This window comes from Streptomyces sp. NPDC051051, assembly GCF_040682975.1.
In the GTDB taxonomy this organism is placed as follows: domain Bacteria; phylum Actinomycetota; class Actinomycetes; order Streptomycetales; family Streptomycetaceae; genus Streptomyces.
This window is the reverse complement of the sequence record NZ_JBFBCB010000051.1, coordinates 34079-54883: the sequence shown is the minus strand read 5'-3', so window position 1 is coordinate 54883 and position 20805 is coordinate 34079. Positions and strand designations below refer to the sequence as shown.

General features: G+C 73.0%; 18 protein-coding genes and 1 pseudogene. 10 read left to right on the top strand and 9 right to left on the bottom strand.

Going from position 1 to position 20805, the window contains the following annotated elements; genetic code table 11:
• Window positions 1-88 precede the first annotated feature (88 nt).
• Entirely contained in the window at window positions 89-1948 is a 1860-nt protein-coding gene (locus AB0N31_RS30000; RefSeq protein ID WP_366061588.1) for an AAA family ATPase, read from the bottom strand.
• A 491-nt stretch (window positions 1949-2439) separates the two neighbouring features.
• A complete protein-coding gene (locus tag AB0N31_RS29995; RefSeq protein ID WP_366061590.1) occupies window positions 2440-3012 on the bottom strand; it encodes a hypothetical protein in 573 nt (190 codons plus the stop codon).
• Window positions 3013-3256: 244 nt separating this feature from the next.
• Here AB0N31_RS29995 and AB0N31_RS29990 point away from each other — a divergent pair, with 244 nt between their 5' ends.
• The 4 genes from AB0N31_RS29990 to AB0N31_RS29975 all read left to right on the top strand — a co-directional run bounded on the left by AB0N31_RS29990 (window position 3257) and on the right by AB0N31_RS29975 (window position 7310).
• Window positions 3257-4714, top strand: coding sequence for a peptidase C39 family protein (locus AB0N31_RS29990; protein ID WP_366061587.1), 1458 nt, complete (start codon window positions 3257-3259; stop codon window positions 4712-4714).
• A gap of 150 nt (window positions 4715-4864) precedes the next feature.
• Window positions 4865-5008, top strand: a complete 144-nt coding sequence (locus tag AB0N31_RS29985; protein WP_366061586.1) for an SCO1431 family membrane protein — start codon at window positions 4865-4867, stop codon at window positions 5006-5008.
• Between the two features lie 105 nt (window positions 5009-5113).
• Complete coding sequence (locus tag AB0N31_RS29980) at window positions 5114-5773, top strand: TetR/AcrR family transcriptional regulator (protein ID WP_366061585.1); 660 nt, start codon at window positions 5114-5116, stop codon at window positions 5771-5773.
• A 364-nt stretch (window positions 5774-6137) separates the two neighbouring features.
• The gene (locus tag AB0N31_RS29975) at window positions 6138-7310 is read left to right on the top strand and encodes an acyl-CoA dehydrogenase family protein (RefSeq protein WP_366061584.1); all 1173 of its coding nucleotides are present in this window, start codon (window positions 6138-6140) and stop codon (window positions 7308-7310) included.
• A gap of 454 nt (window positions 7311-7764) precedes the next feature.
• Here AB0N31_RS29975 and AB0N31_RS29970 read toward each other — a convergent pair whose 3' ends face one another.
• Entirely contained in the window at window positions 7765-8232 is a 468-nt protein-coding gene (locus tag AB0N31_RS29970; protein ID WP_366061583.1) for a hypothetical protein, read from the bottom strand.
• A 240-nt stretch (window positions 8233-8472) separates the two neighbouring features.
• Here AB0N31_RS29970 and AB0N31_RS29965 point away from each other — a divergent pair, with 240 nt between their 5' ends.
• The 4 genes from AB0N31_RS29965 (at window position 8473) to fxsA (ending at window position 12717) form a co-directional block, all read left to right on the top strand.
• Window positions 8473-8913 (top strand): Lrp/AsnC family transcriptional regulator, encoded by a 441-nt coding sequence (locus AB0N31_RS29965; protein WP_363091426.1) that lies wholly within the window; start codon window positions 8473-8475, stop codon window positions 8911-8913.
• A gap of 86 nt (window positions 8914-8999) precedes the next feature.
• Complete coding sequence (locus AB0N31_RS29960; protein ID WP_366061582.1) at window positions 9000-10613, top strand: amidohydrolase; 1614 nt, start codon at window positions 9000-9002, stop codon at window positions 10611-10613.
• A gap of 568 nt (window positions 10614-11181) precedes the next feature.
• On the top strand, window positions 11182-12057 hold the full coding sequence (locus AB0N31_RS29955) for a polyprenol monophosphomannose synthase (protein WP_366061581.1): 876 nt from the start codon (window positions 11182-11184) through the stop codon (window positions 12055-12057).
• A gap of 99 nt (window positions 12058-12156) precedes the next feature.
• The gene (gene fxsA / locus AB0N31_RS29950) at window positions 12157-12717 is read left to right on the top strand and encodes an FxsA family membrane protein (RefSeq protein WP_366061580.1); all 561 of its coding nucleotides are present in this window, start codon (window positions 12157-12159) and stop codon (window positions 12715-12717) included.
• 146 nt (window positions 12718-12863) lie between these two features.
• Here fxsA and AB0N31_RS29945 read toward each other — a convergent pair whose 3' ends face one another.
• The 4 genes from AB0N31_RS29945 to AB0N31_RS29930 form a co-directional block, all read right to left on the bottom strand.
• A complete protein-coding gene (locus tag AB0N31_RS29945) occupies window positions 12864-13238 on the bottom strand; it encodes an RNA polymerase-binding protein RbpA (RefSeq protein ID WP_020128921.1) in 375 nt (124 codons plus the stop codon).
• Window positions 13239-13516: 278 nt separating this feature from the next.
• Entirely contained in the window at window positions 13517-14872 is a 1356-nt protein-coding gene (locus AB0N31_RS29940) for an MFS transporter (RefSeq protein ID WP_366061579.1), read from the bottom strand.
• Between the two features lie 63 nt (window positions 14873-14935).
• Complete coding sequence (locus AB0N31_RS29935) at window positions 14936-15703, bottom strand: glycerophosphodiester phosphodiesterase (RefSeq protein WP_366061578.1); 768 nt, start codon at window positions 15701-15703, stop codon at window positions 14936-14938.
• Window positions 15700-16365, bottom strand: coding sequence for a hypothetical protein (locus AB0N31_RS29930; protein ID WP_366061577.1), 666 nt, complete (start codon window positions 16363-16365; stop codon window positions 15700-15702). Before AB0N31_RS29930 ends, AB0N31_RS29935 begins: the two co-directional genes overlap by 4 nt.
• 98 nt (window positions 16366-16463) lie before the next feature.
• Here AB0N31_RS29930 and AB0N31_RS29925 point away from each other — a divergent pair, with 98 nt between their 5' ends.
• Window positions 16464-17963, top strand: coding sequence for a PLP-dependent aminotransferase family protein (locus AB0N31_RS29925; protein WP_366061576.1), 1500 nt, complete (start codon window positions 16464-16466; stop codon window positions 17961-17963).
• A 59-nt stretch (window positions 17964-18022) separates the two neighbouring features.
• On the opposite strand, the pseudogene AB0N31_RS29920 reads toward AB0N31_RS29925, so the two are convergent.
• Both AB0N31_RS29920 and AB0N31_RS29915 read right to left on the bottom strand, forming a co-directional pair.
• Window positions 18023-19591 (bottom strand): annotated as a pseudogene (locus AB0N31_RS29920) (hypothetical protein); the annotation flags it as partial.
• A gap of 72 nt (window positions 19592-19663) precedes the next feature.
• Window positions 19664-19858: a hypothetical protein gene (locus AB0N31_RS29915; protein ID WP_366061575.1), complete on the bottom strand. Its 195-nt coding sequence runs from the start codon at window positions 19856-19858 to the stop codon at window positions 19664-19666.
• A 263-nt stretch (window positions 19859-20121) separates the two neighbouring features.
• On the opposite strand from AB0N31_RS29915, the gene AB0N31_RS29910 reads away from it, so the two are divergent.
• Window positions 20122-20514: an ankyrin repeat domain-containing protein gene (locus tag AB0N31_RS29910; RefSeq protein ID WP_366061574.1), complete on the top strand. Its 393-nt coding sequence runs from the start codon at window positions 20122-20124 to the stop codon at window positions 20512-20514.
• Window positions 20515-20805 lie beyond the last annotated feature (291 nt).

Genomic DNA, 20805 nt, shown 5'->3' with positions numbered 1-20805 from the left:
TCGGGGCGACCCTCCGCCTTGCGATCGCACGCACCAGACGCCGCCGGGCCTGCCCTTCGGGCAGACGACGCTACTTTCGAAACACGCCCTAGGCCGGGTCCTGCGGCCCCCGTCCCGACAGCACCTCGCCGTACGCCTGCATCAGATCCGGCAACCGCAGTGTCGACAGGTCGTCCCGGGTCAGAGTCCCCGGGTACGTCGACAGCCGCAGGTCCCGGTAGGCGCAGCTCTTCTCGTACAGGGTCCGCAGGAACCGTCCGTTGCCCAGTTCGTCGATCCACCCCTGGTCCACCACGTGCCCGGCGATCGACCGCAGTTCGTCCAGCGCCTCCTCGTCCCACACGTCCCCGTTGTCCGCCGCGAGCACCTCACCGATCGAGGTGAGTTCGAGGGGTCGGTACGACGGGAAGTCGACGCGGGTCGTGAAGCGGGACGACAGACCGGGGTTCGCCGCGAGCAGCCGGTCCATGCCCTCGGGATAGCCGGCCAGGATCACCACCAGGTGGTCCCGGTTGTCCTCGGCCCGCTTCAGGAGCACCTGCAGCGCCTCGTCCCCGTACGCGTCCCCCTTGCCGTAGCCGGAGTTGGACAGGGAGTAGGCCTCGTCCACGAACAGGACGCCGCCCAGCGCGGAGTCGATCAGTTCGTTGGCCTTCACGGCGGTCTGGCCCAGGTACTCGCCGACGAGGTCGGCCCGCTGGGCCTCCACGAGGTGGTCGCCGCCGAGCAGACCGAGGGCGTAGAACACGCGGCCGAGGATGCGGGCCACCGTGGTCTTGCCTGTTCCGGAGGGGCCGGAGAAGACGAAGTGCCGCTTCGGCGGCTGGACCGGGAGCCCCTGGCCGGCCCGCAGCCGGGCCATGTTCAGCTGCGCCGAAAGGGCCTTGACCTGCCGTTTCACCGGCTCCAGACCCACCATGCGCTCCAGCTCGGTGAGCGCCTCCTCCAGTAACGTCGGGTCGGTGGGACCGGCCGGCAGGACCGAGGGCACGACGGTCTTCTCGCGCACGGCCGGGTCGGGCGCCGTCGGGACGGGACCCACGGGCGGCAGGTCGGACGGGTCGCCGAGTCTCAGGTCCCGGCCCTCGGTGCCGAACAGCGGGTCCAGGACGTCCGTCCCGTCCCCGACGTCCTGACCGACTCCGGCCAGGGTGATGGACGCCAGGTCGCCCGTGTCGTCGTAGCCGTCGCCCTCGGCGATCGCGGCGAGCCGGGCCGAGGTGTCCATGAAGGCGGGGTCGACCCGGTGCACGGCCCGGTACAGGGGGAGTGCGGCGGCGGAACGGCCGGTGCCCTCGTGCGCGCGGGCCAGCCAGTACCGCAACTCCTTGCGCTGCGGCTGTTCGCTGCGGCAGCGCATGAGCGCCGTCGACAGCAGCGGCTCGGCCTGCCCGTACATCTCCAGCCGGACCCGGGCCATGCCGCCGAACAGACCGGCCTCGATACCGAGGAGGTGGTCGTCGAGGAGCGGGTCGGTGTGCCGGACGAGCTGCTCCCAGTCCTTGACCAGATAGGCGCGGCAGGCGTGCAGGAAGCGGACGTGGTGGTCGGCGTCGACGGGCGGGAGGCCGGCCAGTGCCCGGTCCAGCTCGGGCACGTGCCGGCCGTCCAGCCAGTGCGAGGCGTGCGCGAGGAGCAGGTCGCGGGGACTCTCCAGTACGGGCTGCACCCACCAGCCCAGCCAGTACCAGGAGTTGAGGGTGCGGCGGTGCCGGGTGCGCTGTTCGCCGAAGCGGTCGCGGTGCCGGAACATCCTGAGCAGCGCGGTCGTCGTGTCGACGCGCAGCGCGTGCAGTCCGAGCCAGCCGTCGGCCATGCCGGGATCGATCCGCACCGCGGCGCGGAACTCCTCCTCCGCCTGCGGATACGCGCCCATGGTGTAGGCGTCCACACCTCGCAGCCAGGCGAGGTCGGCCGGGGCCTCGGGGCCCCGCGTGCCGAAGTCCATCACGTCCCCCACGAACCGTGCCCCCGTCGGTATGCCACCGGGCCGGAGCCCATCGGCTGCGATGGTCGAACCGCTGTGCCGCGGACCGGAGTTGCCAGGTGCGCACAGCAGTCGCCCGTAGGTCGCACCGAGGGCATCGTACCTGCGGGGGAGCACCCCGCCGTAGGGTGCCGCACGGCCCGTTCGGCGAGGTGGGAGCAGAGGGGGCGCACCGTCGCACGGTGACCCTGGGTGAGCGAACGGCATCACGGCGCGTCCGCGAAACGGCCCCCGAGGGGCGCGCGGGCAGAACGAAGCCCCCGATCACGGGGGAACAATCGGGGGCTTCGCGACTGCGGGGCGGCTTCCAATGCCGCACATTGAGAACGTAAGTCCTGTACGGGCCCTCGGTCAAGCCGAGTTGAAGCACTTGGCGGAGTTCGAACGCAAGGCCCTTCACGCTTTCACCACATTGCAGGCGTCCCCTCACCCTGCGTGACGCAGTGGTGTGCTCAGCGCGTTCCCTCGGGCCCCGGCAGCACCTCGTACCCCTCGGGCGACTGCCGTACCAGAGCGTGCGCGTACGGCCGCGACGGGTCCTCGGCGAAATGTCGCGCTTCCGCCTCGACCCATCCGTCCCAGAACTCCCGCTGGTCCTCCCCGTCCCGGGACCGCCCACGAGCCCAGGCCTCCTCGCGCGGCAGCTCCATCCACAGCAGGTGGGCCAGGTACGGCCGCAGGGCACGGCGGCCGGCGCCGACGCCCTCGACCAGGATCACGGGGGCCGGGGGAAGCGGGCGGGGCGGACCGAACCCGCGGACGCGCCAGTCGTAGGGGGCGTAGTGCGCCGTCTCGCCGCGTCCGAGCGGCTCGATCACCTGGGTCAGCAGCCGCCCGGTCCACGCGAACGGTTCGTCGTGGGTCGCGATGTCGTCCAGGCGCAGCACCGGTGCCCCGTCCGACGCCTCGGCCAGCTGTCCCGCGAACGTGGACTTGCCCGAGCCGGCGTGCCCGTCGACGCCGATCAGGCGGACCGGGCCGCAGGACGGCGGCAGGCTGCTGAGCCGGGAGGCGAGCTGGCGGATGACGGTTCCTGGCGGTGGTGGGGGCAGCGGTGGTGGTGGCGTGGCGGTGGCGGGCCGGGCAAGTCTAGCGGCGCGGGTCGGACCTCCCGCAGGTCACGCCAGTGGACCAGACCCATATTGCCGGGCGCGGCACGGGCGGAAGTGCTGGCAGGTCCGCCCCCCTCCCGCCATAGTTGGCGCACACCGCACACCGCACACCGCACCGGACCCGCTCCGACTCGGACACCCTGGGAGTCTTTCGCTCATGAGCAGAGCCGAACAGCCGTCCAGGAGGGCCGACCAGCTCTCCGACCGAACCGACCAGCCGTCCCGCAGGACGCTCCTCGCCGCCGCGGTCGTCGCCGCCGTGGCGGGCGGCGCGGCCCCCGCGGTGGCCGAGGCCGCCGTTCCGACCGAGCCCGCGGGCCGGGACGCGGCACCGGGCACAGCACCGGGCAGGGCGCCGGAAGCGGGGCCGGGCGCGGCCCCGGACCGACCCGTGGAGTACCACTCCTGGACGACCTACACCGACTGGCGCTCCGGCACCGCCGCGGGCACCCGCGCCGTCGCCGGCGCCCGGCCCGGGCTGGTCCTCGCGGCCCCGGCCGGGACCACCGACTACACCGACCCGCACACCGGCACCACCGCCGCCTGGGAGTACGCGACCTGGGCCTCTCCCGTCCACCGGTTCGCCGTCCCCGCCACCGAGGCGATCGCCTCCTGGAACGCCGGCACACCGGCCGGCACCTGGCTCCAGGTCGAGTTGAAGGCCGGCTACTCCGACGGCACGGACACCCCCTGGTACGTGATGGGCCGGTGGGCCGCCGGGGACCAGGACATCAAGCGGACCTCCGTCGACGGCCAGACCGACGGCAGGAGCACCGTGTGGACGGACACCCTCGCGGTCGACGACGCGGCGACGGGCCTGCGCCTCACGTCGTACCGGCTGCGCCTGACCCTGCACCGCAGGCCCGGCACGAAGCTCACCCCGACCGTGTGGCGGGTGGGTGCGACGGGCTCCGACGTCCCGGACCGCTTCACCGTCCCGGCCTCGGTGCCGGGCCTCGCGCAGGAACTGGTCGTCCCGCGCTACTCGCAGGAGATCCACGCCGGCCAGTACCCCGAGTACGACAACGGCGGCGAGGCCTGGTGCAGCCCCACCTCCTCGCAGATGATCATCGAGTACTGGGGCGGCCGCCTCACGCCGGAGCAACTGGCCTGGGTCGACCCCGCGTACGCCGATCCGCAGGTGTGCCACGCGGCTCGCCACACGTTCGACCACCAGTACGACGGCTGCGGCAACTGGCCGTTCAACGCGGCCTACGCCGCCACGTTCGACGGCCTCCAGGGCGTGGTGACCCGGCTCGGCTCCCTCACCGACCTGGAGACGCTGATCGCGGCCGGCATCCCGGCCATCACGTCGCAGTCCTTCCTGAAGGAGGAGCTGACGGGAGCGGGGTACGGCACCTCCGGCCATCTGATGACCGTGATCGGCTTCACCGCGGACGGCGACGTGATCGCCAACGACCCGGCCTCGCCGAGCGATCCGGCGGTGCGGCGCGTCTACCGGCGGCGGGAGTTCGAGAACATCTGGCTGCGGACCAAGCGGTACAACGCGAGCGGCAAGGTCGCGTCGGGCACCGGAGGCGTCTGCTACCTCTACTTCCCGGCACGTCCGAGCGCGCTCCAGCGCAGGGCGCTCGCGGCGGTCGGAGTGCGCTGAGCCCCGACCCGCACGCCGACGGCCCCCGCCGTGGCGGGGGCCGTCCGCGTGTGAGCAAGCTCTCGGCCGCAAAAGCCCCGCACGGTGGCAAGGTGGACGGATCGGGGGAAGCCCGCCGTCCACCGCACGCACGACCGTCAGCGAGAGACCATGACCGCACACGCCGCCACCGCCGCCGCCCGCACCCGTACCGGCGGGCCCGAGGACGACGGTCCGAAGATCTTCGAGCACGTCATGGGGTGGACCCTGGTCGTCGTCGTGGCGATGCTCGTGACCCAGCTGGGCCTGGTCTGACGCCGGCGCGGGAGCGTCGTCCGCGGTCCGGTCCCGCTGCGCCCGGGCCCGGTTCGACCTGACATACTGACGTCGTCCCGCCGAGCGTTGGAGCCAGGGTCGACATTGAACATCAGTCAGCAGCGTGACGCGTCCCGTCCCCGGGCGCGCGGCACCGAACGCTCACTGGCGCGTCGCGCCGAACTCATCTCCATCGGGCGCAGGTTGTTCGCCGACACCTCCTACGACGCGCTCTCCATGGACGACATCGCCCGGCAGGCGCACGTCGCCAAGGGACTGATCTACTACTACTTCCAGTCCAAGCGCGGCTACTACCTGGCGATCATCCAGGACTCCGTCGCCGACCTGGTCTCCTTCGCGGCGAGCGGCATGGAACTGCCCCAGGTGGACCGGGTGCACCGCACGATCGACGGCTACCTGCGCTTCGCCGAGCACCACCAGGCCGCCTACCGCACCATCGTCAGCGGTGGCGTCGGCTTCGACACCGAGGTGCACGCCATCCGGGACGGGGTGCGCGAGGCGATCGTGGCCGCCATCGCCGAGGGCGCCTACGGCCGCAGCGACATCCCGGCGCTGCCCCGCATGAGCCTGCTGTCCTGGGTGTGCAGCGTGGAGGGTGCCACCCTCGACTGGATCGGCCGCCCCGAACTCTCCCGCGAGACCATGCGCGACCTCCTCGTGAAGACCCTGGGCGGCGCCCTGCGCGCCGTCGAGGAACTCGACGCCGCCTTCCCGGCCCCGAAGCCGGCCCGGCGCGATCCCTGAACCGCCCCCGGGGCGAAGGCCCGTGGTCCTCCGCCCCGAGTGCCCGTGCGAGGCCGGCTGGTCGATGGCCTTGATCAGCTCGAGCAGACCGGCGGCGAGCGCGGCCGTACAGGCGGCGACGAGCGCCCGGAAGCGGGAGCGGCGGTGGGGAGGCTGCTGCATGGGGTGCCACCTCGTGGGGGAGAGGGGAGCACGCGCTGATTGGCATGAACGCGGTAACGCGGTGCCGAGAGGGCGAGAGGACTGGACCAGTCCGGTCAATGGTGCGGACCGACCGCCTCCGCGCTGGTCGTGCGGCCGCCGCCGGCCGCGGGCATACTCACCGCGCCGGGCCGCCGACCGGCCCGAGGAGGAGAGTGGGGTCATGCCCGACCGTCCAGCACCGCCCGTGGACCGCCTCCTGCCCACGGAGGAGGCCCGCGACCTGCTCGCCCTCGTCCAGGACATCGCCCGCCGCGAGATCGCCCCGAGCGCCGCCGCGGAGGAGGACGCCGGGCGCTTCCCCCGCGCGCTGTTCACCCTCCTGTCCCAAGCGGGTCTCCTCGGCCTGCCCTACCCGTCCGCGTACGGCGGCGGAGACCAGCCGTACGAGGTCTACCTCCAGGTCCTCGAGGAACTCGCCGCCGCCCGCCTCACCGTCGGCCTCGGCGTCAGCGTGCACACCCTGGCCACCTACCCCCTCGCCGCCCACGGCACCGAGGCGCAGCGGGCCGCCCGCCTGCCCGCGATGCTGGGCGGCGGGCAACTCGGTGCCTACTGCCTCTCCGAGCCCGCCTCCGGCTCCGACGCGGCCGCACTGCGCACCCGGGCCGTCCGGGAGGGCGACGGCTGGGTCCTCGACGGGACCAAGGCCTGGGTCACCCACGGGGGCATCGCCGACTTCTACACCGTCATGGCGCGCACCGGCGGCGAGGGCGCCCGCGGGATCACCGCGTTCCTGGTGCCCGGTGACGCCGAGGGGCTGAGCGCCGCGCCGCCGGAGCGGAAGATGGGGCTCAAGGGCTCGCCGACCGCCCAGGTCCACTTCGACGGGGTGCGGATCCCCGACGCGCTGCGCATCGGCGACGAGGGGCAGGGCTTCGCGATCGCCCTCGCCGCCCTGGACTCCGGACGGCTCGGCATCGCCGCCTGTGCCGTCGGCGTCGCCCGGGCCGCCCTGGACGAGGCGGTCGCCCACGCCACCGGGCGCCGGCAGTTCGGGCGGCCGATCGCCGACTTCCAGGGACTGCGCTTCCTGCTCGCCGACATGGCGACCCGGGTCGAGTCGGGCCGGGCCCTGTACCTCGCGGCGGCACGACTGCGCGACGCCGGCCGGCCGTTCGTGCGCGAGGCGGCCATGGCCAAGCTGCACTGCACCGACGCGGCGATGCAGGTCACCACGGACGCCGTCCAGGTGCTCGGCGGCTACGGCTACACCGCCGACTTCCCCGTCGAGCGCTACCTGCGCGAGGCCAAGGTCCTGCAGATCGTCGAGGGCACGAACCAGATCCAGCGCATGGTCATCGCCCGTCAGCTGCTGGGTCCGGAGACCCGCTGAACTGGCCCGGCCGCACCGGCGGTGCGGCCAGCCGCGCCCACTCCGGGTCCCGCCGACCGGGCAGGGTGCGGCCCCGGTCGGCCCAGGCGCGCATCATGTCGCGGTAGATCGGCGGGTCCTGCGGGGGCGGCGGCGGAGCCGGCGGAACCGATTTCGCCGACACCGGGGCCGGGACGGACAGTTGGCGGTGACGCCCGGACGCCTGATAGGTGGGGGTCATACCAGGGCAACGCGAGCGCGCGACGCCAGGTCACGGCTCGCACTCTCGTGCGTGAGTTCGGGATGTGCCCCCGGTACGGCCCGCGTTGACACGACCGTTCACCGACCCGCCGTCACCTACCGGTGCTCGAGCGGCACTCGACTGCTCCGGGCGTGCCGATCACGGGCCACGGCCGGGACGCGGGCCCGGATGCGGACCGTGGCGCGGATCGGTGGGGGCGTCGGGCGGAGGTGCTCAGGCGGCGTGGCGGCGCAGTGCCGGCACCCGGATCGGGCGCGAGGCGGGTCCGCCGACGTGCGAGAAGGGCTGCATGCGCCAGTCCAGTCCCTGAGGGAGCGTCAACAGCAGTGCCGTCTCCTGCTCCTGGGGCTCCACCGACTCGTCCGCGGGACGGGCCTCGGTCGCGGCACGGCCCGTGCCGGCGCAGACCGTGAGCCCGAACGGGTTCCACGGCGAGGCGCACAGCGCGTGCTCCGGCAGGACCTCCTCGTCCGCCAGCAGGGCGATGGGCTGCGCGCAGTCCGGGCAGATCACCCGGTACATCTCGAACGTGTCGTAGGCGTCGAACTCGTAGGAGTGGTCGCCGCTCTCGTCGTCGAGGCCGTCGTAGCCGTCGGGTTCGACGCCCTCCGGCTCGGACTCGACGACGGTGGGCTGGAACCGCTTGGGCGCGGTACGACCAGGACGCTTAAGGCTCTGCATGGGATTCTCCCCCTCGGGCTGGGCCGTTCAGGCACTGCGGCCTCGACCACAGCAAGCACTTCCCAGCCCTCCGCGGCGGTAATCACGGGACCATCACGAAGACTTCGCACGAGCTGTGGTGTTGGTCACATGCCACGCGCAGGTGCCGGTCGGCTCGTCCCGTCCGTCACATCACGAACCGGTATGGCCTGGGCTGTATACGTATACGAAGAGATCGCGCGCCCTGTAAGTTCTTGCGCCATGGAGGAGCTGGACCGACAGATCGTGCAGCTGCTCGTCAAGGACGGGCGGATGAGTTACACCGACCTGGGCAAGGCCACGGGCCTGTCCACGTCGGCCGTGCACCAGCGGGTGCGCCGGCTGGAACAGCGCGGCGTGATCCGGGGGTACGCGGCCGTCGTCGACGCCGAGGCCGTCGGGCTGCCCCTGACCGCCTTCATCTCGGTGAAACCCTTCGACCCCAGCGCGCCCGACGACATCGCCGACCGGCTCGCCGGAGTGCCCGAGATCGAGGCCTGTCACAGCGTGGCCGGCGACGAGAACTACATCCTCAAGGTGCGGGTGGCCACCCCGCACGAACTGGAGGAGCTGCTGGGCCGGCTGCGGGCCCTCGCGGGCGTCTCCACGCGCACCACGGTCGTGCTGTCCACCCCGTACGAGGCCCGCCCGCCCCGGATCTGAGGACCGCCGCCCCGGACGGGCCCCGACACCCGGGTACGAGGGGTCCCCCGTGCCGGTCGGCCGGGGCGAGGTACGAGACTGGTGCCATGAGTGAGCGCACCCCCGACCCGAAGACCGTCCTGCTCCGCCGAGGAGAGGTCCACAGTCCCGCCGACCCGTTCGCGACCGCGATGGTCGTCGAGCGCGGCCAGGTGGCCTGGGTCGGTTCCGAGGGCGCGGCCGACGCCTTCGCGGACGGCGTCGACGAGGTGGTCGACCTGGACGGTGCCCTGGTCACCCCCGCGTTCACCGACGCCCACGTCCACACCACCTCCACGGGCCTCGCCCTGACCGGCCTCGACCTGTCGGCCGCGCCCTCGCTGGAGGCGGCCCTCGCCCGGGTGCGGGACTTCGCCGCGGCCCGGCCGCGGGACACGGTCCTTCTCGGCCACGGCTGGGACGCCGCCCGCTGGCCCGGCGGCCGTCCCCCGACGCGCGCCGAACTGGACGAGGCCACCGGCGGACGGCCCCTCTACCTGTCCCGCATCGACGTCCACTCCGCGGTCGTCACCACGGCCCTGCTGGAGATGACCCCGGGCGTCGGCGCGACGGACGGGCCGGGCGACGCCCCGCTCACCGCCGACGCCCACCACGCCGTCCGCGCCGCGGCGTTCGCAGCCGTGACGCCGGCCCAGCGGGCCGAGGCCCAGCGAACCGCCCTGGCGCACGCCGCCTCGCTCGGCATCGGCTCGGTCCACGAGTGCGCCGGCCCCGAGATCTCCTCCGAGGACGACTTCACCTCCCTGCTGCGGCTGGCCGCCGAGGAACCGGGCCCGCGGGTCGTCGGCTACTGGGCGGAGCGCGACGTCGACAAGGCGCGCGCGCTGGGTGCCCTCGGCGCGGCCGGGGACCTCTTCGTCGACGGCGCCCTCGGCTCCCACACCGCCTGCCTGCACGACCCGTACCGCGACGCCGCCCACACCGGCACCGCCTACCTGGACGCCGCCGCGGTCGCCGGACACGTCACGGCCTGCACCGAGGCCGGCCTCCAGGCGGGCTTCCACGCCATCGGCGACGCCGCCGTCACCGCCGTCGTCGAGGGCGTGCGCGCGGCGGCGGAGAAGGTGGGCCTGGCCCGCGTGCGGGCCGCCCGCCACCGCGTCGAGCACGCCGAGATGCTCACCCCCGAGACGATCGCCGCCTTCGCCGAACTCGGCCTGACCGCCTCCGTCCAGCCCGCCTTCGACGCCCTGTGGGGAGGCGAGGACGGCATGTACGCCCAGCGCCTGGGTGCCGAGCGGGCCCGCGCCCTCAACCCGTTCGCCGCCCTGCTGCGCTCCGGCGTCCCCCTCGCCTTCGGATCCGACAGCCCGGTGACCCCCCTCGATCCGTGGGGCACCGTCCGCGCCGCCGCCTTCCACCGCACGCCCGAGCACCGGATCTCCGTGCGCGCGGCCTTCACCGCCCACACCCGGGGCGGCTGGCGGGCCGTCGGACGCGACGACGCGGGTGTCCTGGTGCCGGGCGCGCCCGCGGACTACGCCGTCTGGCGCACCGGCGCCCTCGTCGTGCAGGCCCCGGACGATCGCGTCGCCCGCTGGTCCACCGACCCCCGCTCGGGCACTCCCGGCCTGCCCGACCTCACGCCCGGCACCGACCTGCCCGAATGCGTGCGCACGGTGGTCGGCGGACGGACGGTGTTCGCAAGGCCGGGCGAGTGATCCGCCGGGGCGCGGCGCTGAGGATCACCCGTCCGCACGGCGTCCCGCGAGAGTCGCCGCCTGCCCGCTGACCAGCGCCTTACCCGAAGAGCCGCAGGTCGGTCGGCTGTTGACAGCCGACCGCGGGGGGCCGGTAGGTTCTGCCGGGTCCACCACCGGACGCCCCGCCGGGGAACGTCCGCGCACTCGCCGGTGCGCCGCTGGGTCAGGGACGGTGTGCCGCACCGGCGCGTCGCCACTGGGAGCCAGGCGCGGCGCCGCACCAGGACGGGAGAACGTTCCGGCCGGTCGGGGCGGTGTGACCCGGGTGGGGCCCGGACGCTCAGTAGACAACGGCTTCAGGTCGACCCGCAGCCGGCGGGTCCCAGGTCGGCCCGAAGGGCGCCGGGCCCCCATCCGCAGGACCGTACGGGCACGCCCTCCGGCGGTACGCTCGGTCGTACGAGCCGAAAAGCGGATCCGTACCCCGCTTTTGTGGAAACGACACCACCGTACGAACGTCCTGTCGCGTCACCCCAGGCGGCGGCCACTATGGTGGACCCCTGCGTACGGACACGAAGGGGCAGCAGTGAACGACGGCGACGCGAACCGCGCGGCACAGGACCGGGGGAGGAAGTTCGGTCCGCTCGGCACGGCGTTGGTGATCATTCCGACCTTCAACGAGGCGGAGAACATCAAGAGCATCGTCGGCCGGGTGCGCGAGGCCGTCCCCGAGGCGCACGTCCTCGTGGCCGACGACAACAGCCCCGACGGCACCGGCAAACTCGCCGACGAGCTGGCCGCCACGGACGACCACGTCCAGGTGCTGCACCGCAAGGGCAAGGAGGGCCTCGGCGCCGCCTACCTCGCGGGCTTCCGCTGGGGCCTGGAGAACGGCTACGGCGTCCTGGTCGAGATGGACGCCGACGGCTCCCACCAGCCCGAGGAACTGCCCCGCCTCCTCATCGCCCTCAAGGGCGCCGACCTCGTGCTGGGCTCCCGCTGGGTGCCGGGCGGCCGGGTCGTGAACTGGCCCCGGTCCCGCGAGATCATCTCCCGCGGCGGCAGCCTCTACTCGCGTCTGGCGCTCGATCTGCCGCTGCGCGACATCACCGGCGGGTACCGCGCCTTCCGGCGCGAGACCCTCGAAGGCCTCGGCCTGGACGAGGTCGCCTCGCAGGGGTACTGCTTCCAGGTCGACCTCGCCCGCCGGGCGGTCAAGGCCGGCTACCACGTCGTGGAGGTGCCCATCACCTTCGTCGAGCGCGAGCTGGGCGACTCCAAGATGAGCCGCGACATCCTCGTGGAGGCGCTGTGGCGGGTCACGGCCTGGGGCGTGGGAGAGCGCGTCGGCAAGATCGCCGGCCGGACGGGCGGGCAGGAGCAGACCCAGTCCCCCTCACAGTCGTCCCCGGCCTCCTCCGCCCCGCCCGCCCCGTCGCCGCAGCAGCCCCCGCAGTCCTAGGGTGTGGCGCCGGGGGCCGAGCCCCGTCCGGCGGATCGCACAGGGACGGCTGATCGGCCCCTTACGCCGCTCTGAGCCGGGGCCAGGCACACTGGGAGCATGACGACTGGCGCTCAGACTCCCACGCCCCTCGACACCCGGCCCCGGCGCTCCCGTCTGCGGACGTTCCTGCCGCTGGGGCTCGCCGCGTGGCTGGCGCTGGAGATCTGGCTGCTGACCGTGGTCGCGGGCGCGGCCGGCGGGTTCACGGTCTTCCTGCTGCTGCTCGCCGGGTTCCTGCTCGGCTCCATGGTCATCAAGCGGGCGGGTCGCCGCGCCTTCCAGAACCTCAACGAGGCGCTCCAGCGCGGCACGCCCCCCTCCTCGGGCGGGGGCAGTGGCCTGATGATGCTGGGAGGCCTCCTCCTCATGATCCCCGGCCTGGCCTCCGACGCGCTGGGGCTGCTTCTGCTCCTCCCGCCGGTCCAGAAGGCCGTCGGGCGCCACACGGAACGCACGGTCGACCGCAAGCTGCGCGCGGCCGGCCCCGGGAGCCTCGGCGACGCCTTCCAGCAGGCCCGCATGCACCGCCCGGACGGAAAGGTGGTCCAGGGCGAGGTGCTCAGGAGGGACGAGCGCGGAGAAGACCGTCAGGACCGGCGTCCCCCGCTGACCCAGTGAGTCGAGCCCATGGGCGGTGAGACACGTAGTCGGTGAGACACGAATAGTCGGTGAGACACGAAAAGACCGCGGGCGCCGTACGCACTTCGCGTACGGCGCCCGCGGTCATTTCTCGTTCGCTGTAAACCAGCCCCAGCTCCGCAGAACTACGCGGACTTGCGGCTGTCCCGAGGATGTACCGCGAGGTTCATCGCTCCGGAACGCAGAACGGCGAGCCGTTCCTCGAGGACCTCTTCGAGTTCCTCGCGGGTCCGCCGCTCCATCAGCATGTCCCAGTGCGTACGCGCGGGCTTGGCCTTCTTCTCCTCAGGGCCGTCGCCGTCCACGAGGAGCGCAGGCGCTCCGCAGACCTTGCACTCCCACTCCGGCGGGATCTCCGCCTCCACCGAGAAGGGCATCTCGAAGCGGTGCCCCTTCTCGCATGCGTACTCCACGGCCTGGCGCGGGGCCAAGTCGATGCCGCGGTCCGTCTCGTAGCTGGTCACCACGAGGCGCGTGCCGCGAAGAGCTCGCTCACTCATGAATCGTGCCTCCCGGGCTTGTCGCCCACAGGACAGGTGTCGCTGTCGTCGTCATCCGGTCAACGTCCGGTCGGCGGTAAAGATTCCCGTTCGGAGTCCCGTTCCGGGTCGTGCGTCGCCGTCGTAGCCGCAGTCTTGTCAACCAGTGCAGTACCCACCGGCGCCCGGTTTGTCACATCTGAATGGAGATGTCACCCAGCGTTTCGGTATCTTTGACGCGCAGTAACGGTACGCCTGGCAGGCCAAACGCGTACACTACCGCCCTTTGGTCTCCAGCGCTAAATCCTTTCGGGTGCGGGATTGCCCGCGTCGGCGATCGCCCGTCGTACCGGGACGCGCGCCAGCAGCAGGAAACCGGCGATGAAGAAGATCACCAACGAGATGATCGCGTCCCGATAACTTCCGGTCACCTGGTAGGTGATCCCGAACAGCAGCGGGCCGAGCCAGCTCGTCCCGCGGTCGCTCACCTCGTACGCGGAGAAGTACTCGGCCTCCTTGCCGGGCGGGACGAGGTGGGAGTAGAGGGAGCGCGACAGGGCCTGGCTGCCGCCGAGGACCAGGCCGATCGCGGCCGCCAGCAGGAAGAAGCCCACCGGCGCGCCGGCCGGCAGGAGGTAGCCGACGGCCAGGGTGAGCGTCCAGGCCGCCAACGACCCGAGGATCGTGCGCTTCGCGCCGTAGATCCGGGACAGCCGGCCCATCGTCAGGGCGCCGGCGACAGCCAGAACCTGCACCAGGAGGACGGCGCCGATGAGGGTGGACTGGCCGAGGCCGAGTTCCTCGGAGCCGTAGACCGAGGCCTGGGAGATCACCGTCTGGATGCCGTCGTTGTAGACGAGGTAGGCCAGCAGGAAGGCGAGGGTCAGCGGATGGCGGCGCATGTCCCGGAAGGTCGCCGCCAACTGGCGCAGGCCCGGGGCGCTCACCGCGCCCGCGGAGGCGGCCGCCGGCGGGCGGTCGCGCAGCCGGAGCAGCGGGATCAGCGTGAAGCCGCCCCACCACAGGCCCGCCGAGGCCAGACAGATCCGTACGGCGGTGGACTCCGCGACGCCGAAGGAGCCGTGGGCGAGATAGAGGACCAGGTTGACGACCAGGACCAGGGAGCCCGCCGCGTATCCGAAGGCCCAGCCGCGCGAGGACACCGCGTCGCGTTCCTCGGGCGGGGCGATCTGGGGCAGGTAGGAGTTGTAGAGCATCATCGCGACGGACTGGGCGGCGTTGGCGACCACCAGCAGCACGCCGCCCAGCAGGTAGCGGTCACCGGAGAGGAAGAACATGCCCGTCGTGGCCGCGGCCCCGGTGTAGGCGGCGGCCCCCAGGAACGGTTTCTTGCGGCCGGTGCGGTCGGCGGCCGCGCCCACCAGCGGCATCACCAGGACGGCCGCGATCACCGACAGCGACACCGAGTACGCGAAGAAGGAGCCCGCGCGGACCGGGACGCCCAGCGGATGCACATAGCCGGCCGGGTCGGCGGCCTCCTCGGTGACCGACGTCAGATACGGGCCCAGGAACACGGTGAGCACGCTCGTCGAGTAGACGGAGCACGCCCAGTCGTAGAAGTACCAGCCGCGCTGTTCGCGCCGCCGCCCGGCCGCGTCGTCGGACGCCTCCGTCCGCACGGTGTCGGTGCCCACCCGCGCCCTCGCCTCCCCGCCGAAGATGCCGCGCGCGGCTGCGGAACGGAGAGGGGACCGGGGTCAGACCCAGACGCCCCGGTCCACCATGACCTGGCGCAACGTGTCGATGTGATCGGTCATGATGCCATCCACTCCCAGGTCCAGGAGCCGGTGCATCCGGTCCGCCTCGTTGACCGTCCACACATGCACCTGGAGCCCGCGCGCGTGGGCGGAACGCACGAAAAGCCGGTCCACGACCTGGATGCCCGACTGCGCCTCCGGCACCTGGGCGGCGACCGCCGACCGGCGCACCGTCGCGGGCACGCCCCAGGACCGCAGCCGCAGGTTCAGCACCCCGCGGGTGCCGTACGACGTGGCCAGGCGCGGTCCGGCCAGCCGCTGGGCGCGCACGACGCGGGCCTCGGAGAAGGAGCCGACGCAGACGCGGTCCCAGGCGTCGGTGCGGGCGATCAGGTTGAGCAGGGGGTGGAGGGCCGGTTCGGCCTTCATGTCGACGTTCCAGCGGACCTCGGGGAAGGTCTCCAGCAGTTCCTCGAACAGCGGGACCGTCTCCCTGCCCCCCACGCGCGCGTGCCGGACGTCCGTCCACGGCAGGTCGGCGATGCGGCCCGTGCCGTCGGTCAGCCGGTCCAGCGTGGAGTCGTGGAAGGCGACGAGCCTGCCGTCCCGGGTGGTGTGGACGTCGGTCTCGATGTAGCGGTATCCCGCCTCGACCGCGCGGCGGAACTGCGCCACGGTGTTCTCCAGGCCGTCGGCGGCTCCGCCGCGGTGCGCGAACGCGAGGGGACCCGGGTGGTCGAGGTAGGGGTGGCGTACGAGGGTGCTCACGGACGCAGTATCGCCCCCTGTGGTGACCCGCCGGCAACCACCGTGCTGCCGCCGGATGCCGGGGACAGGGCGAACACCCGCAGGAACAGCTGGGCGAGCGGCCCGATCGACAGCGCGTACAGCAGGGTGCCGACGCCGATCGTGCCCCCGAGGGCGAAACCGGTCGCCACCACCGCGATCTCGACGGCCGTCCGCATCAGGCGGATCGACCGGCCGGTGCGCCGGTGCAGCCCCGTCATCAGCCCGTCGCGCGGCCCTGGCCCGAAGGACGCCGCGATGTAGAGGCCGGTGGCCGCGCCGTTCAGGACGATGCCCGCGACCAGCAGCGGCACCCGCACGGCCAGGCCGTGCGCCTCGGGGACCAGGGCGAGTGTGCCGTCCATCGCGAGACCGACCACGAAGACGTTGGAGACGGTGCCGAGCCCCGGGCGCTGGCGCAGCGGGATCCACAACAGCAGCACGGCGGCGCCCACGACGATCGACACGACGCCGATGGACAGGCCGCTCCGCTCGGCGAGCCCCTGGTGGAGCACGTTCCAGGGTTCCAGACCGAGGCCCGCCCGCACGAGGAGGGCGGAGCTGGCGCCGTAGAGCGCGAGGCCGACGTAGAGCTGGGCCAGCCGGCGGGTGGGCGGGCCGACGGGGGGAAGCGGCTCGGACAAGTGGACCCCTGGTGGTGAGAGTGGACTGACGCGTGTCACTCTGTGGCGTGGAAGGAAAGGTCATCCATGGCCAATCCCGGGAAGGTGGACTGATATCCATGGCGCAGTGGACCTCGGCGGTGGGGGCCGCGCAGCTCGCACGGCTCCTCACGTCCCAGCAGGACCGGCCCGCCGGCCCCGGGACGCGCCGCCCGCCCGCCTACCGTGCCCTCGCCGACGGCGTCCGGCTGCTCGTCCTGGAAGGGCGGGTCCCCGTCGCCGCGCGCCTGCCCGCCGAACGCGAACTGGCCCTGGCCCTGTCCGTCAGCCGTACCACCGTCGCCGCCGCCTACGAGGCCCTGCGCGCGGAGGGATTCCTGGAGTCCCGGCGCGGCGCCGGGAGCTGGACGTCCGTCCCCGCGGGCAACCCGGTGCCCGCGCGCGGGCTGGAACCCCTGCCGCCCGAGGCCCTCGGCTCGATGATCGACCTGGGCTGCGCCGCCCTCCCCGCCCCCGAGCCGTGGCTCACCCGGGCCGTTCAGGGCGCACTGGAGGAACTGCCCCCGTACGCCCACACGCACGGCGACTACCCGGCGGGGCTGCCCGCCCTGCGCGCGATGATCGCCGAGCGGTACACCCGGCGCGGGATCCCGACGATGCCCGAGCAGATCATGGTGACCACGGGCGCGATGGGCGCCATCGACGCCATCTGCCACCTCTTCGGCGGCCGCGGCGAGCGCATCGCCGTCGAATCTCCCTCGTACGCCAACATCCTCCAGCTGATGCGGGAGGCGGGCGCCCGGCTGGTGCCCGTGGCGATGGCCGAGGGGCTCGCCGGGTGGGACATGGACCGCTGGCGGCAGGTCCTGCGCGAGGCCGCGCCGCGCATCGCCTACGTGGTCGCCGACTTCCACAACCCGACCGGGGCGCTCGCCGACGAGGACCAGCGGCGCCGGCTCGTCGAGGCGGCCCGGTCGGCCGGGACCGTACTGGTCGCCGACGAGACGATGACCGAGCTGTGGCTCGACGACGACGTCGAGATGCCCCGTCCGGTGTGCGGATTCGACCCGGCCGGGTCGACGGTGATCACCGTGGGCTCGGCGAGCAAGGCCTTCTGGGCCGGCATGCGCATCGGCTGGGTCCGGGCCGCCCCCGACGTCGTCCGCAGCCTGGTCGCGGCCCGTGCCTATGCCGACCTCGGGACGCCGGTCCTGGAGCAACTGGCCGTGAACTGGCTGTTCAGCACCGGCGGCTGGGAGCAGGCCGTGGACCTGCGCCGCGCACAGGCCAGGGACAACCGGGACGCGCTGGTCGCGGCGGTGCGCCGGGAGCTGCCCGAGTGGGAGTTCGCCGTGCCGAGGGGTGGGCTGACCCTGTGGGTACGGTCCGGGGGGCTCTCCGGGTCCCGGCTGGCCGAGGCGGGGGAACGGGTCGGGGTGCGGGTGCCCTCCGGGCCCCGGTTCGGGGTCGACGGCGCTTTCGAGGGCTTCGTGCGGCTGCCGTTCACCGTGGGCGGCGCGGTGGCGGAGGAGGCGGCGACGCGGCTGGCCGCGGCCGCCCGGATCGTGGAGAGCGGCGGGACCGCGGGCGGCGAGGGCCCCCGCACGTTCGTGGCGTGAGGGGCCGCGGCCGGGTGGGGGATCACCCGGCCGCGGCCTGTCGGTGCGTGCGGCTCCTGTCAGGAACTCTCCGCCGCCACGGCCTCGGCGGGCACCGGCAGCTTCTCGCCGTCCGCGGGCGTCGTCCGCGGCGGCAGCAGCTCCAGCACCGCCTGCCGGTGCGCGTCGCTGGTGGCGTCGTCGTACGGGTCAGGAGTCGCCGGCACCTGGAGACGGTGCGCCGGGCCGCTGCCCAGCCGGGCGTAACCGCGCCCCGGCGGGACGTGCTCGGCGGAGGTGGTGTGCGGCCGGACGCCCAGGACCCCCTCCAGCAGTGCGGCGGGGGCGGGCCCGAGGACGACCCGCGCGCGCGTGTGCTGCCGCACGGAGTCGCTCAGCGTGTCCAGGCTGTCGAACTGCTCGGCCACCACCACCGTGACCTGGGCCGCGCGGCCGTGCCGGAGCGGGGCCTGCAGGAGGGACTGCGGGTCCTTGCGGCCGTCGGCGTCGGCGAGGTGGGTGAACGCCGTCGGCCGGTCGAGCAGGATCCACAGGGGGCGCTTGGTGTCGTCCGGCGGCGGGTGGCCCTCCTGACGGGCCCGGTTCGCGGCGATCAGGCGCCGCTCGGTCTCGTGTGCCGCCCACTCCAGACTGGCCAGCGCCCCGGCGAGCCCGACCTCGACCCCCAGGACGCCGTCCCGGCCGGTCAGGCAGGCGTACTCGCCGGTGCCGCCGCCGTCGATGACCAGGACGTCGCCGTACTGGAGGGCCTGGAGGGCGATGGAGCGCAGCAGGGTCGAGGTGCCGCTGCCGGGCTGGCCGACCGCCAGCAGGTGGGGCTCGGTGGAGCGGATGCCGGTGCGCCAGACGACCGGCGGGACGTCGCGCTGCTCCTCGCCGTGGGTGAGCGGGAGCGTGCGCTGGACCTGGGAGGGGTCGGTGAAGCCCAGGACGGTTTCGCCGGGCGCGGTCACGAAGCGCTGGGCGGCGAGGTCGGTGGGGAGCGGGGCGAGCACCGACACGGTGAGCGTGTTGCCCTCCTCGTCCCAGCCGAAGTGGTACTCCCGCCCCCGGCCGGACTTGGCCGTGAGCAGATGTTCGACCCGCGCGCGTGCCCCGGCCTCGCCGTCGGGGAAGTACGCGGGGTAGTGGATCTCCAGTCGGGTGATCCGCCCCGAGCCGTCGAACTCGTACGACGGGAAGGCCTTCTCCCACTCGCCGCCGTGCGCGTAGAGGGGAGAAGGGTCCTCCGCCGTGGAGAAGTACGGCACCAGGGCTTCGTACAGTGCCTGGAGCCGCTGGATCTGCGACTCGTCGGGGCCGTCGGGAACCGGTGGGGTGCGGTCCCGGCCCTGCCAGGCGGCTGCCGCCATCACGGTGATGACGGCGAGCAGCGGTCCGTACGGTACGAGCGCCACGACCAGGATCACCGAGGCCACCAGGAACAGCAGCGGCCCGCGCCTGTCCTTGGGGGTCTCGGCCCACCTGCGCCGCCCGGCCGAGGCCAGCCGGCGCAGACCGCGGGTCACCGTGATCAGCGGGTGGAGGATGTCGGTGGCGCTGTCCGCCGCCGTCCGGGCCAGCTCCCGGCTCCGGGCGATCTGCGCGCTGCCTGTGCTCAGGATGCGGGGGAGGGGGCGCCGGGCCACTGCTGTCTCCTGAAGGTGCGTACGGAAGGGGCGGAAGGGACGGAAGGGACGGACGGCGGGGGACGGGCGGCCTCAGAACTTGATGCCGCCGAGGATGCTGGCCAGGCTCTCGCCGCCGGCCTTGATGCTCGGGGCGATGGCCGTACTGGCCAGGTAGAAGCCGAACAGGGCGCAGACGAGGCAGTGCGACGCCTTGAGCCCGTCCTTGCGGAAGAAGAGGAAGACGATGATGCCGAGCAGGACCACGCCTGAGATGGACAGGATCATTTCGGTTCTCCTGGTTCACGGGGGACAGTCACCATGAGTACTTCCAGGATCACAGGATGTATCCATACGATAAAAGGTGCAACTGGGTGAAATCTGGTGATTTTCCCCCGTGTGGCCGAGGTTCTGACGGGCCGCCTGAGCAGGGGAGTTGCGGCGAACGGGTCCCGCCGTGATGGTTGCCTCCGGCGGGTCACGTCATGTGTCCGGGGAGCCAGTACCCTGGCGATTCACCTGAACGGTTGCAACGAGAGGCGGTCCGGCCGATGACCGAAGTCCCCGACCCCGAGGTCGTGGAACTGGCGACCAAGATCTTCGATCTTGCTCGCCGGGGACAGACCGAGGCGCTCGTGGCCTACGTCGACGCGGGCGTTCCGGCCAACCTCACCAACGACCGGGGCGACTCGCTCGTGATGCTCGCCGCCTACCACGGCCACGCCGGGGCGGTCCGGGCACTGCTGGCCCGGGGGGCCGAGGCGGACCGGATCAACGACCGGGGCCAGACCCCCCTCGCCGGTGCCGTCTTCAAGGGGGAGACGGACGTCATCCACGTCCTTCTGGAGGCCGGCGCCGACCCCGCCGCGGGCACCCCCTCGGCGGTCGACACGGCCCGCATGTTCGGCAGGACGGAGTTGCTGGAGCTGTTCGGCGTGGGGTGAGCCGGGCGTTCCTGAGCGGGTGAGAAGCAGTTCCTGACCAGGCAGATCGACGACCACGGGGGAGGCGGTACGGGGCCGCCGGAAATTTCGGTCGCGGCAGGCTGAGCTGCCGAGTCATCATGACGACGTGATTCACGGACGCGATGGCTGGGCAGGTGTTGCCGCACCGCGCGGGCCGTGATGCGGTCCGCATGGGCCACCGACGAGAGGCAGAGGAAGATGGCTTACAGCAAGCAGGAAACGGCGGGCGCCCCGACGTGTTGTCACGCGGCCAGGTAATGCACGTCCCCG